Origin of the sequence: Sinorhizobium arboris LMG 14919, from assembly GCF_000427465.1 — a bacterium.
Taxonomy (GTDB): Bacteria; Pseudomonadota; Alphaproteobacteria; order Rhizobiales; family Rhizobiaceae; genus Sinorhizobium; species Sinorhizobium arboris.
In genome coordinates, this window is the sequence record NZ_ATYB01000014.1 from 2,728,926 (window position 1) to 2,749,807 (window position 20,882).

Annotated in this window: 22 protein-coding genes and 1 tRNA gene; 12 read left to right on the plus strand and 11 right to left on the minus strand. The window is 62.7% G+C overall.

All coding sequences use genetic code 11. The features are described from left to right. Nucleotides 1-2: 2 nt before the first annotated feature. Nucleotides 3-1,517 carry an ABC transporter substrate-binding protein gene (locus SINAR_RS0124485; protein ID WP_028001527.1) on the plus strand — a complete coding sequence of 505 codons (1,515 nt, stop codon included), beginning with the start codon at nt 3-5 and terminating at the stop codon, nt 1,515-1,517. 122 nt (nt 1,518-1,639) lie between these two features. On the opposite strand, the gene SINAR_RS0124490 is transcribed toward SINAR_RS0124485, so the two are convergent. Continuing rightward, on the minus strand, nt 1,640-2,101 hold the full coding sequence (locus SINAR_RS0124490) for an Hsp20 family protein (RefSeq protein WP_028001528.1): 462 nt from the start codon (nt 2,099-2,101) through the stop codon (nt 1,640-1,642). Between the two features lie 385 nt (nt 2,102-2,486). Here SINAR_RS0124490 and SINAR_RS0124495 point away from each other — a divergent pair, with 385 nt between their 5' ends. Then, a complete protein-coding gene (locus SINAR_RS0124495) occupies nt 2,487-3,470 on the plus strand; it encodes an alpha/beta fold hydrolase (RefSeq protein ID WP_028001529.1) in 984 nt (327 codons plus the stop codon). Here the strand turns inward: SINAR_RS0124495 and hisN are convergent. Beyond that, nucleotides 3,467-4,246, minus strand: coding sequence for a histidinol-phosphatase (hisN, locus tag SINAR_RS0124500; protein WP_028001530.1), 780 nt, complete (start codon nt 4,244-4,246; stop codon nt 3,467-3,469). The genes SINAR_RS0124495 and hisN overlap by 4 nt on opposite strands. 307 nt (nt 4,247-4,553) lie before the next feature. Further along, entirely contained in the window at nt 4,554-5,435 is an 882-nt protein-coding gene (locus SINAR_RS0124505) for an N-formylglutamate amidohydrolase (RefSeq protein ID WP_028001531.1), read from the minus strand. Nucleotides 5,436-5,626: 191 nt separating this feature from the next. On the opposite strand from SINAR_RS0124505, the gene cpdR1 reads away from it, so the two are divergent. The 5 genes from cpdR1 (at nt 5,627) to ilvD (ending at nt 9,131) form a co-directional block, all read left to right on the plus strand. Further along, on the plus strand, nt 5,627-5,989 hold the full coding sequence (gene cpdR1 / locus SINAR_RS0124510) for a response regulator CpdR1 (protein ID WP_003531148.1): 363 nt from the start codon (nt 5,627-5,629) through the stop codon (nt 5,987-5,989). A gap of 282 nt (nt 5,990-6,271) precedes the next feature. Then, nucleotides 6,272-6,346, plus strand: a tRNA-Val gene (locus SINAR_RS0124515). 256 nt (nt 6,347-6,602) lie between these two features. Next, a complete protein-coding gene (locus SINAR_RS1000000135765) occupies nt 6,603-6,812 on the plus strand; it encodes an SEL1-like repeat protein (protein WP_084617623.1) in 210 nt (69 codons plus the stop codon). Then, the gene (locus tag SINAR_RS0124520) at nt 6,809-7,054 is read left to right on the plus strand and encodes a hypothetical protein (protein WP_028001532.1); all 246 of its coding nucleotides are present in this window, start codon (nt 6,809-6,811) and stop codon (nt 7,052-7,054) included. Before SINAR_RS1000000135765 ends, SINAR_RS0124520 begins: the two co-directional genes overlap by 4 nt. Before the next feature lie 238 nt (nt 7,055-7,292). Then, nucleotides 7,293-9,131: a dihydroxy-acid dehydratase gene (ilvD, locus tag SINAR_RS0124530; RefSeq protein ID WP_028001534.1), complete on the plus strand. Its 1,839-nt coding sequence runs from the start codon at nt 7,293-7,295 to the stop codon at nt 9,129-9,131. A 67-nt stretch (nt 9,132-9,198) separates the two neighbouring features. On the opposite strand, the gene SINAR_RS0124535 is transcribed toward ilvD, so the two are convergent. Then, entirely contained in the window at nt 9,199-9,603 is a 405-nt protein-coding gene (locus tag SINAR_RS0124535; RefSeq protein WP_028001535.1) for a GFA family protein, read from the minus strand. A 146-nt stretch (nt 9,604-9,749) separates the two neighbouring features. Here SINAR_RS0124535 and SINAR_RS0124540 point away from each other — a divergent pair, with 146 nt between their 5' ends. Next, nucleotides 9,750-10,217 (plus strand): MarR family winged helix-turn-helix transcriptional regulator, encoded by a 468-nt coding sequence (locus SINAR_RS0124540; protein ID WP_028001536.1) that lies wholly within the window; start codon nt 9,750-9,752, stop codon nt 10,215-10,217. 155 nt (nt 10,218-10,372) lie between these two features. Here the strand turns inward: SINAR_RS0124540 and SINAR_RS0124545 are convergent, their stop codons facing one another. From SINAR_RS0124545 to SINAR_RS0124575, 6 genes are all read right to left on the minus strand, one after another. Next, nucleotides 10,373-10,816, minus strand: coding sequence for a pseudoazurin (locus tag SINAR_RS0124545; RefSeq protein ID WP_028001537.1), 444 nt, complete (start codon nt 10,814-10,816; stop codon nt 10,373-10,375). Nucleotides 10,817-10,862: 46 nt separating this feature from the next. Then, nucleotides 10,863-11,204 (minus strand): SorU family sulfite dehydrogenase c-type cytochrome subunit, encoded by a 342-nt coding sequence (gene sorU / locus SINAR_RS0124550; RefSeq protein WP_028001538.1) that lies wholly within the window; start codon nt 11,202-11,204, stop codon nt 10,863-10,865. 77 nt (nt 11,205-11,281) lie between these two features. Further along, nucleotides 11,282-12,481: a SorT family sulfite dehydrogenase catalytic subunit gene (gene sorT, locus SINAR_RS0124555; RefSeq protein WP_028001539.1), complete on the minus strand. Its 1,200-nt coding sequence runs from the start codon at nt 12,479-12,481 to the stop codon at nt 11,282-11,284. A 144-nt stretch (nt 12,482-12,625) separates the two neighbouring features. Then, entirely contained in the window at nt 12,626-13,399 is a 774-nt protein-coding gene (locus tag SINAR_RS0124560) for an anti-sigma factor family protein (protein WP_028001540.1), read from the minus strand. Then, entirely contained in the window at nt 13,396-13,932 is a 537-nt protein-coding gene (locus tag SINAR_RS0124565) for an RNA polymerase sigma factor (protein ID WP_028001541.1), read from the minus strand. The genes SINAR_RS0124560 and SINAR_RS0124565 overlap by 4 nt, the downstream gene beginning before the upstream one ends. A 203-nt stretch (nt 13,933-14,135) precedes the next feature. Next, nucleotides 14,136-14,585, minus strand: a complete 450-nt coding sequence (locus SINAR_RS0124575; protein ID WP_028001542.1) for a MarR family winged helix-turn-helix transcriptional regulator — start codon at nt 14,583-14,585, stop codon at nt 14,136-14,138. Between the two features lie 132 nt (nt 14,586-14,717). Here SINAR_RS0124575 and SINAR_RS0124580 point away from each other — a divergent pair, with 132 nt between their 5' ends. Next, entirely contained in the window at nt 14,718-15,191 is a 474-nt protein-coding gene (locus SINAR_RS0124580; protein ID WP_028001543.1) for a DUF1579 domain-containing protein, read from the plus strand. 91 nt (nt 15,192-15,282) lie between these two features. Continuing rightward, nucleotides 15,283-16,044, plus strand: coding sequence for a VOC family protein (locus SINAR_RS0124585; protein ID WP_028001544.1), 762 nt, complete (start codon nt 15,283-15,285; stop codon nt 16,042-16,044). A gap of 149 nt (nt 16,045-16,193) precedes the next feature. On the opposite strand, the gene SINAR_RS0124590 is transcribed toward SINAR_RS0124585, so the two are convergent. After that, a complete protein-coding gene (locus tag SINAR_RS0124590) occupies nt 16,194-17,156 on the minus strand; it encodes a LysR family transcriptional regulator (protein ID WP_028001545.1) in 963 nt (320 codons plus the stop codon). A gap of 105 nt (nt 17,157-17,261) precedes the next feature. Here SINAR_RS0124590 and SINAR_RS0124595 point away from each other — a divergent pair, with 105 nt between their 5' ends. Both SINAR_RS0124595 and SINAR_RS0124600 read left to right on the plus strand, forming a co-directional pair. Next, nucleotides 17,262-18,296 carry an aldo/keto reductase gene (locus SINAR_RS0124595; RefSeq protein ID WP_028001546.1) on the plus strand — a complete coding sequence of 345 codons (1,035 nt, stop codon included), beginning with the start codon at nt 17,262-17,264 and terminating at the stop codon, nt 18,294-18,296. A gap of 179 nt (nt 18,297-18,475) precedes the next feature. Further along, on the plus strand, nt 18,476-20,875 hold the full coding sequence (locus SINAR_RS0124600) for a circularly permuted type 2 ATP-grasp protein (RefSeq protein ID WP_028001547.1): 2,400 nt from the start codon (nt 18,476-18,478) through the stop codon (nt 20,873-20,875). Nucleotides 20,876-20,882: the final 7 nt, after the last annotated feature.

Here is a 20,882-nt window from a genome sequence, read left to right on the forward strand (position 1 = left end):
CAATGATCAAAAGGTGGAACAATATCGGCCGGGCCGCTTTCGCAGCCGCCCTTATGCTCAGTGCCGGTTATGCGGAGGCCGCCGGTATCCTCTCCATCGGCCGTCGCGAAGATTCGACGACTTTCGATCCGATCAAGTCGGCCCAGAACGTCGACAACTGGGTGTTCTCCAACGTCTTCGACGTGCTTGTCCGGGTGGACAAGACCGGCACCAAGCTGGAGCCCGGCCTCGCCGAAAGCTGGACCCTTTCCGACGACGGCCTGACCTACACGTTCAAGATCCGCGACGCGAAGTTCTCGGACGGCTCGCCGATAACGGCCGAGGATGCCGCCTTCAGCTTGCTGCGCATACGCGACCACGAAGGCTCTCTGTGGAGCGACAGCTACAAGATCGTCGAAACCGCCGAGGCGGCCGATCCGAAGACACTGGTCGTCAAGCTGAAGACGCCCTCCGCACCCTTCCTGTCGACGCTTGCCCTTCCGAACGTCTCGGTGCTTTCCAAGAAAGCCGTCGAGGCTGGCGAGGACGCTTTCGCCGAACTGCCAACGGCATCGTCCGGCGCGTTCACCGTCAAGGAATGGCGGCGCGGCGACCGGGTCATCCTCGAAAAGAATCCGAACTTCTGGCAGGCGGATCGTGTGAAACTAGACGGCGTCGAATGGATTTCCGTTCCGGACGACAACACGCGCATGCTGAACGTCCAGGCCGGCCAGCTCGACACGGCGATCTTCGTTCCTTTCTCGCGCGTCGAGGAATTGAAGAAGGACCCGAACCTAACGGTCCACATCGACACCTCGACCCGCGAGGACCATCTGCTCATCAACCATGAGCACGGCATGCTTGCCGAAAAGGAAGTGCGCCAGGCCCTGGATATGGCGATCGACAAGAAGGCGATCGTCGACACGGTCACGTTCGGCATCGGCACGGTCGCAAATTCCTACATCCCAAAGGGCTCGCTCTATCACTACGACGCCAACTACCAGTATCCTTACGATCCGGAGAAGGCCAAGGCGATGCTGGCCGAGGCGGGGGCATCGGACCTGACGCTGAACTATGTCGTAAACGCGGGCAACGAGGTCGACGAGCAGATCGCCGTGCTGCTGCAGCAGCAGTTTGCAAAGGCGGGCGTCACGGTCAATCTGCAGAAGGTCGACGCGAGCCAGAGCTGGGACATGCTCGTCGCCGGGGACTACGATATCTCGGTGATGTACTGGACGAACGACGTCCTCGATCCGGACCAGAAGACCACCTTCGTGCTCGGCCATGACACCAATATGAACTACATGACCCGCTACAACAGCGAGAAAGTGAAGGAACTTGTCGCAGTGGCACGTCTGGAACTCGATCCGGCGAAGCGCGAGGCCATGTATGTCGAAATCCAGAAGACGGCGAAGGACGACGTCCACTGGATCGACCTTTACTACAGCCCCTATCTCAACGTTTCGCGCAAGAACATCGAGAATTTCTACCAGAATCCGCTCGGCCGATTTTTCCTGGAAGATACGGTGAAGAACTGACGGCCCGTCACAGGCATCCCTGCAAAACGAAGACGGCGCCCTTTTGGACGCCGTCTTTTCATTAGTGCGCAGCTTCAAAGACTTTAGAGCCTTTCAATGCTTCCATGAAACATGGAAGCGCTCTAGGCGGTCTGCGCCTCGATCTGCTTCGGCTGCGAAGCCGCCGCGGTGATCTCGATGCGGCGCGGCTTGGCCGTTTCCGGAATCTCGCGCAGGAGATCGACGTGGAGCAGGCCGTTCTTCAGCGAAGCGGACCTGATCTCGACGTGGTCGGCAAGCTGGAAGCGGCGCTCGAAGGCGCGCTTGGCGATGCCGCGATGGAGAAACTGGGTCTCCTCACCCTTTTCCTCGCTCTTCTCGCCCTTGATCGTCAGCGTGTTTTCGCGCGCTTCGACAGAAAGCTCGCTTTCGTCGAAACCGGCAACGGCCATGGTGATGCGATAGGCGTTTTCGCCGGTGCGCTCGATGTTGTAGGGCGGGTAGGTCTGCGACTGATCCGGCTGACCAAGGCTATCGAGCATGGTGAACAGGCGATCGAAGCCGACCGTGGAGCGGTAGAGGGGAGAAAAATCAAAGTGACGCATAGTGTCGTCCTCCATAAGAGCAACGGTTGCGATGTCTGGCCTGCCACCCCGTTCCGGCTGTGGCTCGACCGGCGAACGGACCCTTCGTCGGCGTCCGTGCCGAAGACATGGGAACGGCCGCGCACGAGTTCAAGAGGGAGCCGGCGCTGGATGCGTCAAGCGTTTCCTGAACGTTGGATGAACGGCGGGTTCGGCCGCCATTCAGCCGCCGTGGGGTAGAAGGGAGACACTGGGTTTCCCCAGGGCTGAAGTGACATGTCCCTTCTCCCTTCAGCGGCCGGAAACGGTGATCGTCCGGATTTCATCCACCGTTTCCGGCTTTTTTCTTTGACGGGCGGCGGGCCGCCGCCTATCCCTACTGCATGTTCCTTCTGGCTCGCGCTCCATGACCACGCTCCTTCATTCGATGCCGGAAAATCCGATGCCGGGCGATCCCGTGGCCGGCTTTTTCGACGGAGCCGGCGGCCGCAAGATCCGTTATGCGGTGTTCAAGTCGAAGGAGCCGGTCATTCGCGGCACGATCGTACTGCTGCAGGGCCGCAACGAGTCGATCGAAAAATACTTCGAAACGATCGGCGACCTCATGGCGGCCGGTTTCTGGGTCGCCACCTTCGACTGGCGCGGACAGGGCGGCTCCGAGCGGCTGTCGCCGCGATGGACCCACGGCCATGTGGAAAATTTCGCCGATTACGAGCGCGACCTGACGATTTTCCTCGATGAAATCGTCCTGCCCGACACTCGCCTGCCCTTCTCGATCCTCGCCCATTCCATGGGGGCGCTCGTCGCCCTTTCGCTCGCCCCCCTGCTCGCGAGCCGCATCGACCGGATGGTGCTGCTTGCCCCCTTCGTCGGTCTGGGCGGCCAGGCGATCGGCGAACGGGGCATTGCGGCGATCGCGGCTGCGATGCGCTGGCTCGGCCTCGGGAGGCTTCCGCTGAGTGCCGACAAGGGCAATCGTACCCCGTTCAACGGCAATGTTCTGACCGCTGACGAGCGACGCTACGCCCGCAACCTGGCACTCATCGATACGCGTCCGCAACTGCGGGTGGGACCGCCGACGGCGCGTTGGCTGAGCGAGGCCTTCGCCACCATCCGGCGCGTTCTTCAGCACGATCATCTGACGAGGATCACCATACCGGCCGTCATCCTCGCCCCGACGGCCGACAGGCTCGTGCCGTATCTCCCGGTGGAGCGCTTGGCCAGCAATTTCCGTGCGGGGCATCTGATCCCGATCGACGGCGCGCGGCACGAACTCCTGCAGGAGGCGGACCGCTATCGCGCCCAGGCGATGGCGGCGATCCTCGCCTTCCTGCCCGGTGCCGATACTGAGGACCCCGCCTCCCTGCCGCGGCAATTGGAAGAGGCTTAACCTCGGCCCTGGAGCATCTCCAGCGCCTGCGCGTGCACTTCGCGGCTGCCGGCGGCGATGATTTCGCCGCCCATTTCCGCCGACCCGCCCTGCCAGTCGGTGATGATGCCACCCGCCTGCTCGATCAGCGGGATAAGCCCGCCGACATCGTAGGGCTTCAAACCGCATTCGATGACGAGATCGACATGGCCGGCGGCAAGCAACGCGAAGGCATAGCAATCGCAACCGTAGCGGAAGAGCCGCACCTTCTCCTGCAACCTCTCGAAGCGCTGCTTGAGCTCTCCGGTATAGAGGTGCGGCGATGTCGTGAACAGGACGGCATCCGAAAGCGCACGGCACGGCCGCGTGGCGAGCACCCTTTCTCCGTCCGGGCCGCGATAAAGCGCCTTCTCGCCGTCGGCGAAATAGCGCTCGCCGGTGAAGGGCTGGTCCATCAGACCCATTATGGCTTTGCCGTTGCGATAGAGACCGATCAGCGTGCCCCACACCGGCAACCCGGAAATGAAGGCGCGCGTGCCGTCGATCGGGTCGATGACCCAGACATGCTCGCGGTCGAGACCGATATTGCCGTGCTCTTCGCCGAGAATGCCGTGTTGCGGAAAGGCGTCCTCGATCAGCGCGCGGATCGAGGCTTCCGCCGATTTGTCGGCTTCCGTAACCGGGTCGAAGCCGCCTTCGAGCTTGTTGAGGACACTCGTGCCGACCCGGAAGCGCGGCATGGTTTCGGCTTTGGCGGCGTCGGCAAGGCGGTCGAAAAAGGAACGGTCGGGCAGCATGTCGCTCTCTGCGAAGGAGGAGGTTCGATCTGAATAGACGAAATTCAGGGAAAGGCAACGACCAGGCTCACGTCAGCAAACGTCGAACGACACATGCCGGAAGGACGGCGCCCTGCACCGATACGAAAGTCTGCATCTGCGAATCTTGACAATTGTGCACCGCAGCATTACGATCTGTCTGCAGTCATTCGTGGCTGCAAATACCCTCCTTGGGTGTTTCCTCCCTAGACTTGACCGCGCCGCTGGCGCGGTTCTTTTTGAGCAGCGTTCCGCCGCGGCCGGGCGCGCAAAAGCCCCTTTCGGGTTGCTATTCCGCAGCCAGCGGCAGATAGGCGCCGAAATCCTCGACATGCCGCGCGAGCGCCGCGATGAAGGTCGCGAGGTCGGCTTCGAGGGCCGCGAATCCCGGTTTTTTGATCAGGGTCGCTTCGTCGACATAGAGGCTGCGGTTGATTTCGATCTGCAGCGTATGCAGCCCGCGCGTCGGGCGGCCATAATGTTCGGTGATGAAGCCGCCAGCATAGGGCTTGTTGCGTGCGACCGCATAGCCGAGCTGTTCCAGAAGTTCCACCGCCACCCGGGACAGTTCCGCCGCTGCGCTCGTTCCGTAGCGGTCGCCGATGATGAAGTCCGGGCGGTGGCCGCTTCCCGGGAGGTGCACATTGCCCGGCATCGAGTGGCAGTCGATGAGGATCGACATTCCGAACTGGACATGGGTGCGGGCGATCAGCTTTCTAAGCGTCGCGTGATAGGGCTTGTAGATCGTCTCGATCCGCTCGAGCGCCTCCTCGACCGGAAAACGGCCGCGATATATCTCCATGTTCTCGGCCACCAGGCGCGGCACGGTGCCGAGCCCGCCGGCGACGCGCATCGAACTGATGTTGGCGTGCGGCGGCAGGACGCCTTGGAACATGCGCGGGTCGAGTTCGTAGGGTTCGCGGTTTACGTCGAGGAAGGCGCGAGGGAAATGCGCCCGGAGCAGGGGCGCCCCGAGAAACGTGGCGCTGCGGAACAGTTCGTCGACGAAATGATCCTCGGAGCGGCGGATGGAATGCGGATCGAGCCGCGACTGGTCGAGAAAGGACTGGGGATAATACCGGCCGCTATGCGGAGAGTTGAAAACGAAAGGTATCCTCTGGCTTGCAGGTTCCAGAACCTCGAAAAACTCCCACTTAACCGCTTCCCCCATCGGAACCCTTTTTACCATGTCCGGTTCTTGCTATTCAGATCATGTTGCCAGTTGGTCGCCTCTGTGTCCATAGTGGCCGCCCGCTGGGTTATGGGACTTGATCGCGCCCGTTCACCAGAAATTTACCATGTTGCGGTTTGCTGAGCTGCCGCAATTCACCAGCATCCAGAAGAAGTAGCCACGGCCACATAATGACTGCGAAAATCCTCCTTGCCGAAGACGACAACGACATGCGCCGGTTTCTTGTGAAGGCGCTGGAAAAGGCTGGTTACAAGGTCCTTTCCTATGACAACGGCGCCAGCGCCTACGACCGGCTTCGCGAAGAACCCTTTTCGCTTCTCCTGACCGATATCGTCATGCCGGAGATGGATGGCATCGAGCTCGCGCGCCGCGCGACCGAACTCGACCCCGACCTGAAAGTAATGTTCATCACGGGCTTCGCCGCCGTTGCGCTGAACCCGGATTCCAAGGCGCCGAAAGACGCCAAGGTCCTTTCCAAGCCTTTCCACCTGCGCGACCTCGTCAACGAGGTCAACAAGATGCTGGCCGCCTGAGCAGCGAACATATGTGCGCCGCAGCCTTCGGCGCCCCTTCGCCGGAGGCCTAAGACCCGCTCCGCGCAAGCATTGCCTCGAAGCCGCCCTCGATCGCCAAGCATCGATGGCGGCTTCGTTATTTCAACGCGTTAGCGCGCTCGCCGGAACTTCGGAATGTCCGAAGAGACGCCGATACGCCTGAAATCACGCCGCTCAGACCTTGCGATATTTCTGTCAAAAAACCTTCGAATAGCCTATTGACGCGGGCGCCGGTTTTGTGGTCTATGCGCCGCATCGGATGGGCGTGTAGCTCAGCGGGAGAGCACTACGTTGACATCGTAGGGGTCACAAGTTCGATCCTTGTCACGCCCACCATCCCAGTTTCAAAAGGGCTTGCGGGAGACCGCAAGCCCTTTTTCAATTTCTCCGGCCCCGCTGCTCCGAGCAGAGCATTTTCTGCCGTGCCTCCTTGTCCTTGGACTCCGACCGACCCGCCCTGGCATATCGGCCCGATGGTCTCCTTTCGGACGTAAATGCGCGGGCACCATCACAATCATAAAGTGTTATGACCGAAAGGCCCGAGAGGACCGGAAACGCGGCGGCAAAGCAAGGCCATTCCGGTGCGCAATCGATGGTGGGCTTATGCTACGAACTCGGAATTTCGGTGCCTAAGGATCGCATAGAAGCGCTCTATTGGATGTATCTAAGCTGTGAGGCCGGACACGTGGCAGGTGATGCGCTCTATCATTCACGCTGGCGGAAATTGTCCGACGACGAAAAGGATGCCGTCCGGGAACTCCTATCGGCAAGGCATCCGTCCCCCCCTCGAACCCGGGGATGACGGAGAATAGATGTGGGATCAAGCAAGGCAGTCCGCGCCGCCTGATCGCCGCGTCCGCCGGTCAGCAGGCTGGCGTAGAGTTTGTCATCGAAAAGGCGGGCGTTCCGCTGCACGCGCCCGGCCGGCACGCGCAACCGAAGCCGAGACCGGAACCTATAAACGGCGGCGATTCTGCTGGCCTGTCGAAAGTGCGCGCGGGTTTTCCGAAGCGTTGTCACGCGTTCTTCATGTTCGCCTGTTAGGAGATACCCACCTCGCCATTGACCACGGATGTACTGGCATTGGCTGAAGGTGTTGAGGAAGGTCGGGTTCAGCCCGGCCTTTTTTCTTGCGCGGAGCCGCGCCGGCGCCAGTTGCGCCGCCGGAAATAATCTGGCGCGGAAGATGACGCGCGCGCAATTTTGCGCTACTACCCCTGCGATGGCGCTCTGCGATCGCCATATTCCGCCCAATGACATTCGTCCGTGAAGGAATCCGTTCATGCCTGCCTATCGCTCCCGCACCACCACCCACGGCCGCAACATGGCCGGCGCCCGCGGCCTCTGGCGCGCGACGGGCATGAAGGACAGCGACTTCGGCAAGCCAATTATCGCGGTGGTGAACTCCTTCACGCAGTTCGTGCCGGGCCATGTGCATCTGAAGGACCTCGGCCAGCTGGTCGCGCGCGAGATCGAGGCGGCCGGCGGCGTCGCCAAGGAATTCAATACGATCGCGGTCGACGACGGCATCGCCATGGGCCATGACGGCATGCTCTATTCGCTGCCCTCGCGCGAGATCATCGCCGACAGCGTCGAATATATGGTGAACGCCCACTGCGCCGACGCCATGGTCTGCATCTCCAATTGCGACAAGATCACCCCGGGCATGCTGATGGCGGCATTGCGCCTCAACATTCCCGTCGTCTTCGTCTCCGGCGGTCCGATGGAGGCCGGCAAGGTGGTGCTGCACGGCAAGACGCATGCGCTCGATCTCGTCGACGCGATGGTCGCGGCCGCGGATGACAAGGTTTCCGACGAGGACGTCAAGATCATCGAGCGCTCCGCCTGCCCGACCTGCGGCTCCTGCTCCGGCATGTTCACGGCCAACTCGATGAACTGTCTGACCGAGGCACTCGGCCTGTCGCTGCCCGGCAACGGCTCGACGCTCGCGACCCATGCCGACCGCAAGCGCCTGTTCGTCGAGGCCGGGCACCTCATCGTAGACCTGGCTCGCCGCTATTACGAGCAGGAGGACGAGCGGGTGCTGCCCCGCAGTATCGCCACCAAGCAGGCTTTCGAGAACGCAATGGCGCTCGACATCGCCATGGGCGGCTCGACCAACACGGTGCTCCACATCCTTGCCGCCGCCTATGAGGGCGAGATCGACTTCACCATGGACGATATCGACCGGCTGTCGCGCAAGGTCCCGTGCCTGTCGAAGGTCGCTCCGGCGAAAGCCGACGTGCACATGGAAGACGTACACCGGGCCGGCGGCATCATGTCGATCCTCGGCGAACTGGACAAGGGCGGCCTTATCAACCGCGACTGCCCGACAGTCCACGCCGAGACGCTCGGCGACGCCATCGACCGCTGGGACATCACCCGCACGTCGAGCGACACGGTCCGAAACTTCTTCCGCGCCGCTCCCGGAGGCATTCCGACGCAGGTCGCCTTCAGCCAGGAGGCACGCTGGGACGAACTCGACACCGATCGTGAAAACGGCGTCATCCGCTCTGTAGAACATCCCTTCTCGAAGGACGGCGGTCTTGCCGTCCTCAAGGGCAATATCGCGCTCGACGGCTGCATCGTGAAAACCGCTGGCGTGGACGAGAGCATCCTGAAATTCTCGGGTCCGGCGCGCGTCTTCGAGAGCCAGGACGCAGCCGTGAAGGGCATCCTCGCCAACGAGATCAAGGCCGGCGACGTCGTCGTCATCCGCTACGAGGGGCCGAAGGGCGGGCCGGGCATGCAGGAAATGCTCTATCCGACGAGCTACCTGAAATCGAAGGGTCTCGGCAAAGCCTGCGCGCTGATCACCGACGGGCGCTTCTCCGGCGGTACCTCCGGTCTTTCGATCGGCCATGTCTCGCCGGAGGCGGCGAATGGCGGAACGATCGGGCTCGTGCGCGAGGGCGACATGATCGACATCGACATTCCGAACCGCACCATCAGCCTGCGTGTAGACGAGGCCGAGCTTGCCGCTCGCCGCAAAGAGCAGGATGCCAAGGGCTGGAAGCCGACCGAGCAGCGCAGGCGCCGGGTGACGACCGCGCTCAAGGCCTATGCGGCCTTCGCGACTTCGGCCGACCGCGGCGCCGTGAGAGATCTGGGCGACCGTTAACCAGAACAGCAGCCGTCGAAAGAGGCTCCCGCCGCAACGGGAGCCTTTTCGTTTCGGAGCTGTGCATTCACATGTGCCGCGTCTCGGCCGGTGCATTCCACCAATTGTTGTGGAGCCCATCCATATATTGGATCGGCAAGGCCGCAAGCTCGGCCGGATCCGTATCGTCGAGACATGCGACGTTGATGGAAACGAAGGCGCCGCCGATCTCTTCGACATAGCCGTGGCCATAGGGCGTCACGCCGCACGCCGTGCAGAACCGGTGATGGCCGCTCAACGTGCCGAACTGATAGTCGCCGATGCCTGCCTCCTCGCACAGGAGCCGGAAATCCTCCGGCTTCACGCTTGCGCCCCAATAACGCAATTTCGAGCAGTATGAGCAGTTGCAGCGGCTGGTTCCCGCTTCGAGATCGATATCGACTTCGAATCGGATGCGTCCACAGTGGCAGCTACCCCTATGGGTCTTTTTCATCCTCGTTTCTCCCGTTCAGATCTAGCCTAAACCTACGAAACTATGCACTTCTTTTCTGGAAGGTGTTCAAGGTCGCAGGCTTGCCAAATGTCGCCCAATATGACAACGTGTTGTCACAATAAACAGTACGACAACATGTTGTCAATATGGGTCCAAGCTCTCGCACACCGTCAGGCGATGCTTTCGCCGAGTTCGCCATTTCCGTCCTTCGTCTCGCCGGGCACCTGACCTCCGAAGGAGATAGGCTCGCGCAACCATCCGGCCAGACCAGCGCCCGCTGGCAGGTTCTGGCCGCTGCCCGGCATGCCGGACTGTCGGTCGCGGATACGGCCCGTGCGCTTGGGCTCGCGCGCCAAGGAGTGCAACGCATTGCCGACGCCCTTAAGGCCGAGGGCCTGATCGAGTATCGGGACAATCCCGCGCATCAGCGCGCTAAGTTGATTGTGCTGACGAAACGCGGGGAGACGGCTCTCGCCGAGATCAGCGCGCGCCAGGCGGTCTGGGCGAATGAGCTTGGCAGCGCCATAGGAGAGGAAAAGCTGCGGCAGGCGACTGTGCTCGTCACGGAGACGATCGCCCTCTTCCGCGAGCGCGTCACGGCGTCCCCGCCGTAAGCGACGTCCGGGCAAGGCATCCTGCGGGCGCAAGACAGTCGCAACCTCGCCGGCTGCGCTATCGCGACGCTTTCCTCGTTCCTGTGCCCGTCAAAAGATTTCGTCCAGCCCAATTCCTTGGGCTGGAAGAGGCCTCGGCCGCAGACACGGCTCTGTCAGCCGCCGCTTTCGATTTCCGCGAAGATCTTCTCCGCGGCCGCTTTCGATTTTCCGGGAAACTTGAGACCTCTGACGGCTTCGAGATTCGTCGGGTCTCCGACGACGATGGCGCCGATCATGCCCATGCCGACATGCGGCGTGCATTGATACATATAGACGCCGGACTTGCTCAGCGTCACGCTGATCTCTTCGTTGATCTTGCCCTTCCAGTTCTCCGCCCCTTCGGGGCCGCCATCTTTCATCAGCGCGGAATTGTGACCCTTATTCTTGGCCACGAAGGTAACGGTGTCACCGGGCTGGGCGCGGACGACGGCGGGCTCGAATGCCATTACGCGGCCATCAGGGGCTTTGTTCAGCATTTCGATACGATATTCCTCCGCATGCGCCTGACCTGCGGCGGTCATGCACAACATCGCCAAAAGCATCGTTTTCCTCTTCAACGCATTCTCCTCTCCTTGGCGAGCGTCAACGCTCGCGTAACGCCGATCACTCGGCCCTTCCGGCAACCGTCGAGACATAAAGCGCGACGGCTTCGATATCTTTCTCCGTAAGGATCTCGTTGGCCGGCATCGGCCCGATGCCGTTGGTGACAGCCGTAGCGACCCTTTCCGCGTCGGGCTTGAGTTCGTCGAGATTGGGTCCAACCTCCCCGACAGCCTCAGCATCCGCCAGCGTATGACAGAGCGCGCATTGTGGTTCCGACCGTTCGAGGAATATCTCTCTCCCGAGCGCAAGCTTGTCTTCGTCGGCGGATGCCGGGATCGGCGACAGGAAGATGATTACACCGGTGAGCACGGCCGCGATCCGGCGGGTTGAAGCATAGGTCATGTTCTGATCCGAAACTGATGGGAGAAGATCGTGAGACAGGGGTCCGCGACAGGCGCAGCGGAACCCTTCGGTAGCGATCAGGCGACGGTGAGCTTGACGGCGGGCGCACGCCAGCCGTTATGGCCATAGCCGGCTCCGTTCATTTCGGTCTCCTCGGGCTGTACGTTGCCCTCCGTATCGGTCGCACGGCTGACAAGCGTGTAGGTGCCCGGCACCAGCTCGGCCGGCAGGACAAAGACGCGCCAGGCAAAACGGCCAAGGTCGGGCCCGATGAATTCGGCCTCCTGCCACGTTTGACCGCCATCCACCGAAACCTCTACGCTCTTGCAGGCATTCATGCCGCCGAAGGCGACGCCCGCAATCTGGACCGGCCCCGCCTTTGCGGCCTCATGCGGCGCGGTGATCCATGACTTCACCGGCTGTTCCCAGACCGACGGCTGGTCGGGAGAGCCTTTTTCTCCGAGCGCGTGAAAGCGATAGCTGGTCTTCTGGATCTTCGCGTCCGTCTCGGCCTCGGTCAGGGCGACGGCCTTGACATATTTGATGTTGTTGACGCCGGAATAGCCGGGGACGACCATGCGCAGCGGCCCCCCATGTGCGAGAGAAAGAGGCTTCCCGTTCATTTCCCATGCGAGAATCACATTGTCGAGGTTCGAGATCGGTACTGAACGTTCGACCACCAGAAGCTTGGGATCGAGCCCTGCCGGAAGCTCCTCACCTCCCGTTCCGGTAATGAACCGGGCGCCTTCGGCGGGACCGCCCAGAGCATCGATGACCGCCTTGAGAGGTACGCCGCTCCAGATGACGCAGCCCGCGGCGCCGACGGTCCAGGGCGTGCCGCTCATTTTCTGGTCACCCGTCAGCTGATCCTTGAAGTATTTGCGGCCATTACCCGAACATTGCAGTACAGTCGCCGCCGTCACCAGACCCAGAGTCTTCAGTTCGGCGACAGTGAGCGTCCGGGGCTCCTTTACGCCTGATATCTCCACCTTCCATCCGTCGCGGTCGGCGAGAATCGATTCCGGAGGCGTGTTGACGTTGTTGCGGATGTAAAGCTTCTTTTCCGGCGTAATGATGCTCGTGCCGAATTCGCTTCGCTTCGTCTCCAGCGTCTTGTCGCTATGGACGATCAGCGCATCGGCGTCCTTCCAGGCGATGTAGTCGGGCAGAGGCTTCGTCTCCTTGGCCTCTGCAAGCCCACCGGTTCCGGCGGCAACGACAGCTCCGGCGCTCCCGGTCAGAAAACTCCGCCGTTTCAGGGTCAGCATCTCAGTCAAGTCGCGTCTCCTTTTCCCGGATGGCAGCATGCCGATCCGATCGTCCTCGAAATGACTGGAAGAGACGACTGACGCCTCGGAAAATTCCCTCGCGCCGATCATTTTTCTGAACCGGCAGCGTCGCGCGTCCGATCCGGCGCAACGTCAGCCGATGCACGGCTCACGCATTGCGCCGAGTCCTGCGATTATTTTCTGCTTTCCCCCGCCATCCCCTTCGCTCGCCAGTTTCAGAGCGCTGGCGAGAAGGGCGAAGCGGGCTTCGTCCATCCCTCGGGCGACAAGCAGAAAGCTTGCGGCGTCGCCCGACCAGGAGGCATGAAGCAGGCCGTCATCGATCGACATTTCGAAACCGTGCTCAGCCTCCGGGCGACCGATCCGGAACAGGCTCAGCCGACAGCCAGAGCTGCCGACATAGCCTGTATGCAATGCGGCTTCGCCATTCACGGAGGTTTCGCGCGCAAAGGCGGGCGTCAATCCGGCCGCGATCATTTCCGGTGCGAACACATCAGCGGGTGCGGAGGCCGGAAGCATGGGCGGCGTGAAAGAACCTCCGAGCCAGGCCGCATGCTCCAGCGCGGCATCGCGAACCGCCGCGTCCCCCGGCAGCCCCGCCGGCACCCACACCGGTGCCCTTGCCAGGCCGAACCATGCCACCGCGAAGACCAGCAGGCTGGCACACGCACCCGCGGCAAACGACAGCATCCATCTGTTGGCCGGCCGCGGGCGCGGCACCGTCACCACCACGATGGCCGGAGCCATTCCCGCAACTGCCGCCTTCATCTCGGACAGCTTGGCCGCGCGCCGCGCAACCGCCTCGTCGGAGGCGATCAGCCGTGCGACCCGCGAAGCCTCCCCCGGCTCGAGCTCGCCGTCGATATAGGCACTCAAAATATCGGGATCTATTTCGTTTTCTATCATTTTCGGCCTTCTCGATGCCGAGCGAGTTCTACGACATTGGCATCGCCGAGGTGCGACGCCAGAGCCCGCCTCGCACGGCTGACCCGACTCATGACGGTACCCTTGGGCACGGCGATCATCATCGCCACCTCCTCGTAGCTGAAACCGGATATGTCGACCAGCGCGAGTATCTCCCGGTGTTCGGTGCTGAGGCGGGTAAACGCCTGGCGAACCGAGAATGCATCGACCAGCACGGGTTCCGGAGCAACCGGCGCGGGCACCAGGTCGGCGACGAACTCCTGTTCCAGGTCGGACCGGCGGCGGCGCGAGCGCGATTGGTCGATCCAGATGTTGCGAAGAATGGCAAACAGCCATGCGCGGAAGGCAGGCTCCGTGTCAGGAACGCTTCGCGCGTCCAGGGCGCGAGCGATGCACTCCTGAAAGACGTCCTGCGCACCGTCCCGATCGCGCGACAATGCGACGGCATAAGCGAAAAGCCGCGCATAGTGGGGCTCCAGTCTCCGTTCAATGCGCGAGTGCATGATGCCCAACATGATACCCAATGGGGAATGCATGCCTTCCCGCGCCTCTGCCTCCGGTTCGTTCCATTTTCCCTCCGCGAACGCAGAGACGAGCGGCTTGCCTCATTTATTCCATCTTCGTGCCTTCGCTTGAGATTTTCCGGCCCGCTTCGTGGGCCTGATCGGAGCGCTTCCGGGAAATATGCTTAACGGCTTTCGTTCGGAAGCGCATAGTTTCAAAAGGTTAGGGGCACGAGACCCGCACGCAAGCGATCCGCGCCGCCTTCGCCAAGACGGTCGTCAAGCGCTTCGTGGGTCGCCTTCCAGATCGGCAGGGCTTCGGCGATCAGCCGGCCGCCCTCTGCCGTCAACCGCAGGCGCTTCAGACGCCTGTCGCCGGGATCGGCGAAGGACTCTACAAGGCCCCGTCGTTCAAGCGGCTTCAATGCCGCCGTCAACGTTGTGCGGTCCATGGCGAGCACGGAGGCCACCGCATTCATGCTCGGTGAATCCGGCCGGTTGAGCGACATCATCAGCGAAAACTGACCGTTGGTAATGTCAAGCGGCCTCAGCGCCTCGTCGAAACGACGGGCTAGCGCCCGGGCGGCGCGCTGGACGTGCAGGCAAAGGCAGGTGTCCCTGACGAAGAGAGTGGTGGAAAAGGGTATTGGTGGCGGCTTTGACATAAAATAGTAATGTTGATATCAACATAATTAGTCAAGCGCGACCTGAGGCGGGCGCGGAGGAACCGCCGAGCGCTGCGCGGCGTTTCACGGCGGCCGCGAGGGATGGCTTCACACGACCACGGGAGGGAATCAATGAAAGCAGAGCCGCAGGAAGAGCACCGATGGCTGGAGCAGCTGCTCGGCGAGTGGACGGTCACCTCCGGGGATTCGACGGGAAGCGGCGAGGAAAGCCAGCCATGGATCGAAAGTGTTCGCTCCATGCAAGGCCTCTGGGTCGTGTGCGAGGGAGAAGGCATCATGCCCGGAGGCAGCCCCGGCCAGACTTTGATGACGCTCGGCTACAATCCCGAGACGAAGCGCTATCTCGGTACGTGGATCGGCTCCATGATGACGCATATGTGGGTCTATGACGGCGTTATCGAGGACGACGGAAAGACGCTTGCCCTCAATTGTGAAGGGCCCGACTTCGAAAATCCCGGCAAGACGGCCCGGTATCAGGATAGAATAACGCTTATCGACGCGAATCGCAGGCTCCTGACTGCCCGCGTCCAGACCGAACGCGGCGACTGGAAAGAAATGATGAGGGCGGAATACCACCGCCGCTAGCGCACGCCAAAGTTCGATTGCGTTCGCGTACCCTCATGCGACCGTGCGTCGCCGACCGCAACGACACATCCAGAAAAACGGAGGACCGACAATGCATGGGAAATTCGTCTGGTACGAACTGATGACGACCGACACAAAGGCGGCTGAGGCCTTCTATAAGGACATTGTTGGCTGGAGCGCGCGCGACGCGGGAATGCCCGGCATGAACTACACGCTTTTTTCCGCCGGCGACCACCAGATAGCCGGCCTGATGACGATGCCGGAAGGCGCGCTCGACATGCAGATACCGCCGGCTTGGCTCGGCTATATCGCGGTCGACGATGTCGACCAGACCGCCGCCAGACTTGCCGCCGAGGGCGGAACGGTCCATCGCGCTCCGGAGGACATTCCCAATATCGGCCGCTTCGCGATCGTCACCGACCCTCACGGCGCTGCCTTCGCCCTCTTCAAGGGCGACGGCGAACCGCCACCGGCAATGGAGCAGATGGCTGCGGGCAATGTCGGCTGGCACGAGCTGATGGCCGGCGACCTCGACACGGCCTTCGCGTTCTATTCCAAGCTGTTCGGCTGGACCAAGGATCAGGCCATGGATATGGGCGACATGGGCGTGTACCAGATCTTCGCCCATAATGGCCAGCCGACAGGCGGGATGATGACCAAGCCGAGGGAGGTCCCCAATCCTTTCTGGCTGTACTACTTCAATGTCGAGGCGATCGACGCGGCAATCGACCGGGCGCAATCCGGCGGCGCGAAGCTTTTGACGGGTCCGATGGAAGTGCCCGGCGGAGCGTGGATCGCGCAATTCACCGACCCTCAAGGGGCGCTCTTCGCGCTGGTCGCACCGAAACGCTGAGATCGACGCCTCTCAGGTGCGGATAGGTCACGCTGATTTCAGGTCGGGTCGACCTGAAATCATGATCGTGGTCGACACCAATGGGTTGGCGCGGGATGCGGGCGAAAAACCGCGCACACTTCCTCATCCCGCTCCGGAAGCGAACATCCTCATGCCGGTGTCCGCTCGCCGGCAGGCGAAATCAGGCGCTCGCCCCCGTCCTGCTGCGGCGTGACGCGGGCATGGCGGGCGAGAAAATCCAGGACGGCGCGCACACGCGCGGGAAGCGCGCCGCCCTGACCGAGATAGACGGCGTGAATCTCCTCGAGATCACCCGGATTGAGGTCTTCCAGAACGGGCACGAGCCTCCCGGCGCGAACGTCTTCTCTTACGGTGAACTCGGCAAGCCGCGCCAGCCCGGCGCCGGCACGCGCCAAGTGACGCAACCCCTCGCCGTCGCTCACCTGCACCGCACCCGAGGCGGGCAGCACGATCGTTTGCCCTTCCGTCTTCAGCGGCCAGCCGTCGACGGCGCGCACGTAGCAGAAGCCGAGCCGCTCATGGCCCTTGAGATCTTCCAGTGACGACGGCATTCCGAATCGTTCGATGTAGGACGGTGCCGCCACGATCATCATTCGCGTCGCACCGAGCTCGCGCGCAATCAGCGTAGAGCTCTTCAACGGCCCGGCGCGGATGGCCACATCGACGCGCGCTTCCATCAGGTCCACGACGGCATCGGTCATCACGATGTCGAGGTTGACGGAGGGAAAGCTCACCCGGAATTCAGGCACAAGCGGCATCAGGACGTGAGTGCCGAACGAGGCGTTGACGTTCAGCCGGACCAGGCCGGTCGGGCTCTCGCCGGCAGATGCCGAGCGCTCCGCCTCGTCGATATCGGCGAGGATGCGCAGCGTACGCTCGTAGAACGCATGTCCCTCCGGCGTCAGCTGCAGCTTGCGCGTCGAGCGGTTCACCAATCGCACGCCGAGCCGCTCTTCGAGACGCAGCACGAGCTTGCTGACGGCAGAAGGCGTCATGCGGTAATGGCGGGCAGCCGCCGAAAAGCCGCCCAGCTCCACCGCCTTCGCAAAGATCTCCATTTCACCCGAGCGATTGGCCAAGGGTCGCGACATATGAATTCAGCTCACAGTTAATATTCCCGGCTGCAGTCTATATCCAAAGCGGCTACAGCTCCATCTTCGGGTGACCAATTCATGAGCAAGAGTGGAGTTGCGACTATGGAATATCGACGGCTTGGTTCCTCTGGACTGAAAGTATCGGTCCTCAGCTTCGGAGCGGGCACCTTCGGCGGCAAGGGGCCGCTCTTCGGCGCCTGGGGCAGCTCGGATGCGGCCGAGGCGCGCCGCCTCGTCGACATCTGCCTCGAGGCGGGCGTCAATCTTTTCGACACGGCGGATGTCTATTCCGACGGCGCTTCGGAAGAGGTCCTCGGGGCGGCGATCAGGGGCCGGCGCGACGACGTCATTCTGTCGACGAAACTGTCGCTTCCCGTCGGCGACGGACCGAACGCCGCCGGATCGTCGCGCTCGCGCCTGATCAGCGGTGTGGAAAAAGCGCTGAAACGGCTCGGAACCGACTATATCGACCTGCTGCAACTGCACGCCTTCGATGCCGGAACACCCGTCGAAGAGGTATTGTCGACCCTCGACACGCTGGTGCGCTCGGGCAAGCTGCGCTATGTCGGCGTTTCCAACTTTTCCGGCTGGCAGCTGATGAAATCCCTCGCCGCCGCCGACCGTCACGGCTTTCCGCGCTACGTCGCCAACCAGGTCTATTATTCGCTGGTCGGCCGTGACTACGAATGGGAGCTGATGCCGCTCGGCCTCGACCAGGGCGTCGGCGCGCTGGTCTGGAGCCCGCTCGGCTGGGGGCGCCTCACCGGCAAGATTCGCCGCGGCGAACCCTGGCCCGAGGGGAGCCGCCTGCACGACACTGCCGCATTCGGGCCGCCGGTCGACGAGCAGAAGCTTTACGATATCGTCGAGGTTCTCGAAACCATCGCGCAGGGAACCGGCAAGACCGTGCCGCAAATCGCGATCAACTGGCTTCTCCAGCGGCCGACCGTTTCGAGCGTCATCATCGGCGCGCGCAATGAAGAGCAGTTACGACAGAATCTCGGCGCCGTCGGCTGGTCCCTCACCGCCGAGGAAGTCGCCCGGCTCGACGCTGCGAGTGTGACGACTGCTCCCTACCCCTACTTCCCCTATTACCGGCAGGAAGGCTTCGCGCGGATCAACCCGCCGGTCGTCTGAAACCGGCGAGATATGCACGCAAGCGACCGAAGCCGGCAGTGCCTTGAAAAAGAGCCTGCCGGCCATCTGCCGAAAGCTTCGCCAGCGAAACATCCGAGATTTATGATACATGATCGAATCGGGGATCGGCAGCTCAGCCGATGATGTTGCACGGTCGGGGGCGTCCGGCAGGAGTTCGAATGGCGAAGAAGCAGGCAGAACAGATGGGTCGATTCGACGACGCTCCGGCCCTGGGCTATCGCGCCCTGCCGGGCGTCGCCGACGAAATGCTCGACGCGCGCGGAGGCGTCCGGCCCGTATGGCAGCGACTGCTCGCGACGCTCGGCCGCATGGACGAGGCGGAGCTGGCCAACCGCTTCGCCCGGGCGGACCGGTATCTGCGCGACGCGGGAGTCTTCTACCGCGCTTACGGCAAGGAGAGCTCCGAGCGGAGCTGGCCGCTCTCGCACATCCCCGTGCTGATCGACGAGGCGGAATGGGCCACCGTTTCCGAGGGTCTCGTCCAGCGGGCCGAACTGCTCGAGCGGGTGCTGGCCGACATCTATGGTGGGAACCGGCTGGTCAGGGAGGGCTTGCTGCCTCCCGCCCTCGTCGCCTCCAATCCGGAATTCCTGCGCCCGATGGTCGGCGTCGACCCTGCCGACGGACATTATCTGCACTTCTGTTCCTTCGAGATCGGGCGCGGCCCCGACGGCAATTGGTGGGTGCTCTCCGACCGGACCGAAGCCCCCTCCGGCGCCGGTTTCGCGCTCGAGAACCGGGTGGCAACGACGCGCGCCTTCTCCGACCTCTATGCCGAAAGCCATGTCCATCGCCTGGCGGGATTCTTCGGCACTTTCCGCGACACGCTGCAGGCGCGCAAGCGGCATGCAGACGATCGCATAGCCGTGCTCTCACCGGGCATCGCCAACGAAACCTATTTCGAGCATGCCTACATCGCCCGCTATCTCGGTTTCATGCTGCTCGAGGGCGAAGACCTGACGGTCGTCGGGGGACGGATCATGGTGCGTACGGTGGCCGGCCTGAAACCGGTCGGCGTGCTCTGGCGCCGCCTCGACGCATCCTTCGCCGATCCGCTGGAACTCAATCAGTCCTCGCATATCGGCACACCGGGGATCGTCGAGGCGTTGAGGGCCGGCTCCGTCTCGATCGTCAATGCACTCGGCTCCGGAATCCTGGAAACGCGCGCCTTCATGGCCTTCATGCCGGCGATCTGCCGTCACCTGCTCGGCGAGGAGCAGAAGCTGCCGTCGATCGCCACCTGGTGGTGCGGGCAGGAAACCGAACGCCGGCATGTCGCCGGCAATATCGAGCGCATGGTCATCGGCCCGGCCTATTCAACGCGTCCCTTCTTCGACGACGACGGCCAGTCGATCCTCGGCACCTCCCTCCGCGAGAGCGCCGGAACCTCCATCGGCGAATGGTTCGCCGCGGACGGCGGCAAGCTGGTCGGCCAGGAGGTCGTCACGCTGTCGACGACGCCGGCATGGGTGCGCGGCCGGCTCACACCCCGACCGATGAGCCTCCGGGTCTTCGCCGCGCGCACGCGCGACGGCTGGCAGATCATGCCGGGCGGCTTCGCTCGCATCGGCTCCGGCGACGACGTGGCGGCGATCGCCATGCAGGCCGGCGGCACTGCCGCCGACGTCTGGATCGTGAGCGACAGGCCGGTCGACCGCACGACCTTGCTTCCGGCGGAGGAAAGCTTCACCCGCAACCTGCCCGGTAGCCTGCCCAGCCGGGCTGCCGACAACCTCTTCTGGCTCGGTCGCTATATCGAACGGGCGGAAGGCGCCCTTCGGGTGCTGCGCGCCTGGCATGGGCGCTTTGCCGAAGCCGCCGACCCGAACACCCCCCTCTTGAAAGATGTGAGCGACTATCTCGCCGCCGTAGGTGTCAGCACGCGCCAGCCGGTGCCCGACAGCCTGCTTTCCAGTATCGACAGCGCCCTTTTCAGCGCCGGGAACATCCGCGACCGCTTTTCGCCCGACGGCTGGCTCGCGCTCAAGGACCTGTCGAAAACGGCGCAGCAGTTCCACGCGACCGTACAGGCGGGCGACGACGCCACCCATGCGATGACGATCCTGCTGCGAAAGCTCGCCGGCTTTGCGGGTCTGGTGCACGAAAACATGTACCGCTTCACCGGTTGGCGGTTCCTGTCGATCGGGCGCTATCTCGAGCGCGGGTTGCATATGACCGGGCTGCTCGGCCACATGTCCGGACCGCAGGCACCCGATGGGGCCTACGACATGCTCTTGGAAATCGGCGACAGCGTCATGACCCATCGCCGCCGCTATAACGTCAGCACGGCGGCAGCAACGGTCACCGATCTCCTGGCGCTCGATCCGCTCAATCCGCGCTCGGTCCTTTATCAGCTCAACGAAATCAAGAAGGAGGTCGAGCTCCTGCCGAACGCCTTCGTCAACGGGCAGATGTCGCCCTTCTACCGCGAGACTATGCGGCTCCACTCGGGGCTTGCGGTCATGACGCCGGAAGCGATGGACGTGAGCGTCTACAGGCGGCTGGGGCAGGACCTCGAAAGACTGTCCGACCTGCTGGCGCAGACTTATCTCGCCTGAAGGAGGC

Excerpts from the sequence above, each read along its gene's own strand:
- SINAR_RS0124485 (WP_028001527.1), top strand. The coding sequence starts at position 3 with ATGATCAAAAGGTGGAACAATATCGGCCGGGCCGCTTTCGCAGCCGCC.
- SINAR_RS0124490 (WP_028001528.1), bottom strand. The coding sequence starts at position 2,101 with ATGCGTCACTTTGATTTTTCTCCCCTCTACCGCTCCACGGTCGGCTTC.
- SINAR_RS0124495 (WP_028001529.1), top strand. The coding sequence starts at position 2,487 with ATGACCACGCTCCTTCATTCGATGCCGGAAAATCCGATGCCGGGCGAT.
- hisN (WP_028001530.1), bottom strand. The coding sequence starts at position 4,246 with ATGCTGCCCGACCGTTCCTTTTTCGACCGCCTTGCCGACGCCGCCAAA.
- SINAR_RS0124505 (WP_028001531.1), bottom strand. The coding sequence starts at position 5,435 with ATGGGGGAAGCGGTTAAGTGGGAGTTTTTCGAGGTTCTGGAACCTGCA.
- cpdR1 (WP_003531148.1), top strand. The coding sequence starts at position 5,627 with ATGACTGCGAAAATCCTCCTTGCCGAAGACGACAACGACATGCGCCGG.
- SINAR_RS1000000135765 (WP_084617623.1), top strand. The coding sequence starts at position 6,603 with ATGGTGGGCTTATGCTACGAACTCGGAATTTCGGTGCCTAAGGATCGC.
- SINAR_RS0124520 (WP_028001532.1), top strand. The coding sequence starts at position 6,809 with ATGACGGAGAATAGATGTGGGATCAAGCAAGGCAGTCCGCGCCGCCTG.
- ilvD (WP_028001534.1), top strand. The coding sequence starts at position 7,293 with ATGCCTGCCTATCGCTCCCGCACCACCACCCACGGCCGCAACATGGCC.
- SINAR_RS0124535 (WP_028001535.1), bottom strand. The coding sequence starts at position 9,603 with ATGAAAAAGACCCATAGGGGTAGCTGCCACTGTGGACGCATCCGATTC.
- SINAR_RS0124540 (WP_028001536.1), top strand. The coding sequence starts at position 9,750 with ATGGGTCCAAGCTCTCGCACACCGTCAGGCGATGCTTTCGCCGAGTTC.
- sorU (WP_028001538.1), bottom strand. The coding sequence starts at position 11,204 with ATGACCTATGCTTCAACCCGCCGGATCGCGGCCGTGCTCACCGGTGTA.
- SINAR_RS0124560 (WP_028001540.1), bottom strand. The coding sequence starts at position 13,399 with ATGATAGAAAACGAAATAGATCCCGATATTTTGAGTGCCTATATCGAC.
- SINAR_RS0124565 (WP_028001541.1), bottom strand. The coding sequence starts at position 13,932 with ATGTTGGGCATCATGCACTCGCGCATTGAACGGAGACTGGAGCCCCAC.
- SINAR_RS0124575 (WP_028001542.1), bottom strand. The coding sequence starts at position 14,585 with ATGTCAAAGCCGCCACCAATACCCTTTTCCACCACTCTCTTCGTCAGG.
- SINAR_RS0124580 (WP_028001543.1), top strand. The coding sequence starts at position 14,718 with ATGAAAGCAGAGCCGCAGGAAGAGCACCGATGGCTGGAGCAGCTGCTC.
- SINAR_RS0124585 (WP_028001544.1), top strand. The coding sequence starts at position 15,283 with ATGCATGGGAAATTCGTCTGGTACGAACTGATGACGACCGACACAAAG.
- SINAR_RS0124590 (WP_028001545.1), bottom strand. The coding sequence starts at position 17,156 with ATGTCGCGACCCTTGGCCAATCGCTCGGGTGAAATGGAGATCTTTGCG.
- SINAR_RS0124595 (WP_028001546.1), top strand. The coding sequence starts at position 17,262 with ATGGAATATCGACGGCTTGGTTCCTCTGGACTGAAAGTATCGGTCCTC.
- SINAR_RS0124600 (WP_028001547.1), top strand. The coding sequence starts at position 18,476 with ATGGCGAAGAAGCAGGCAGAACAGATGGGTCGATTCGACGACGCTCCG.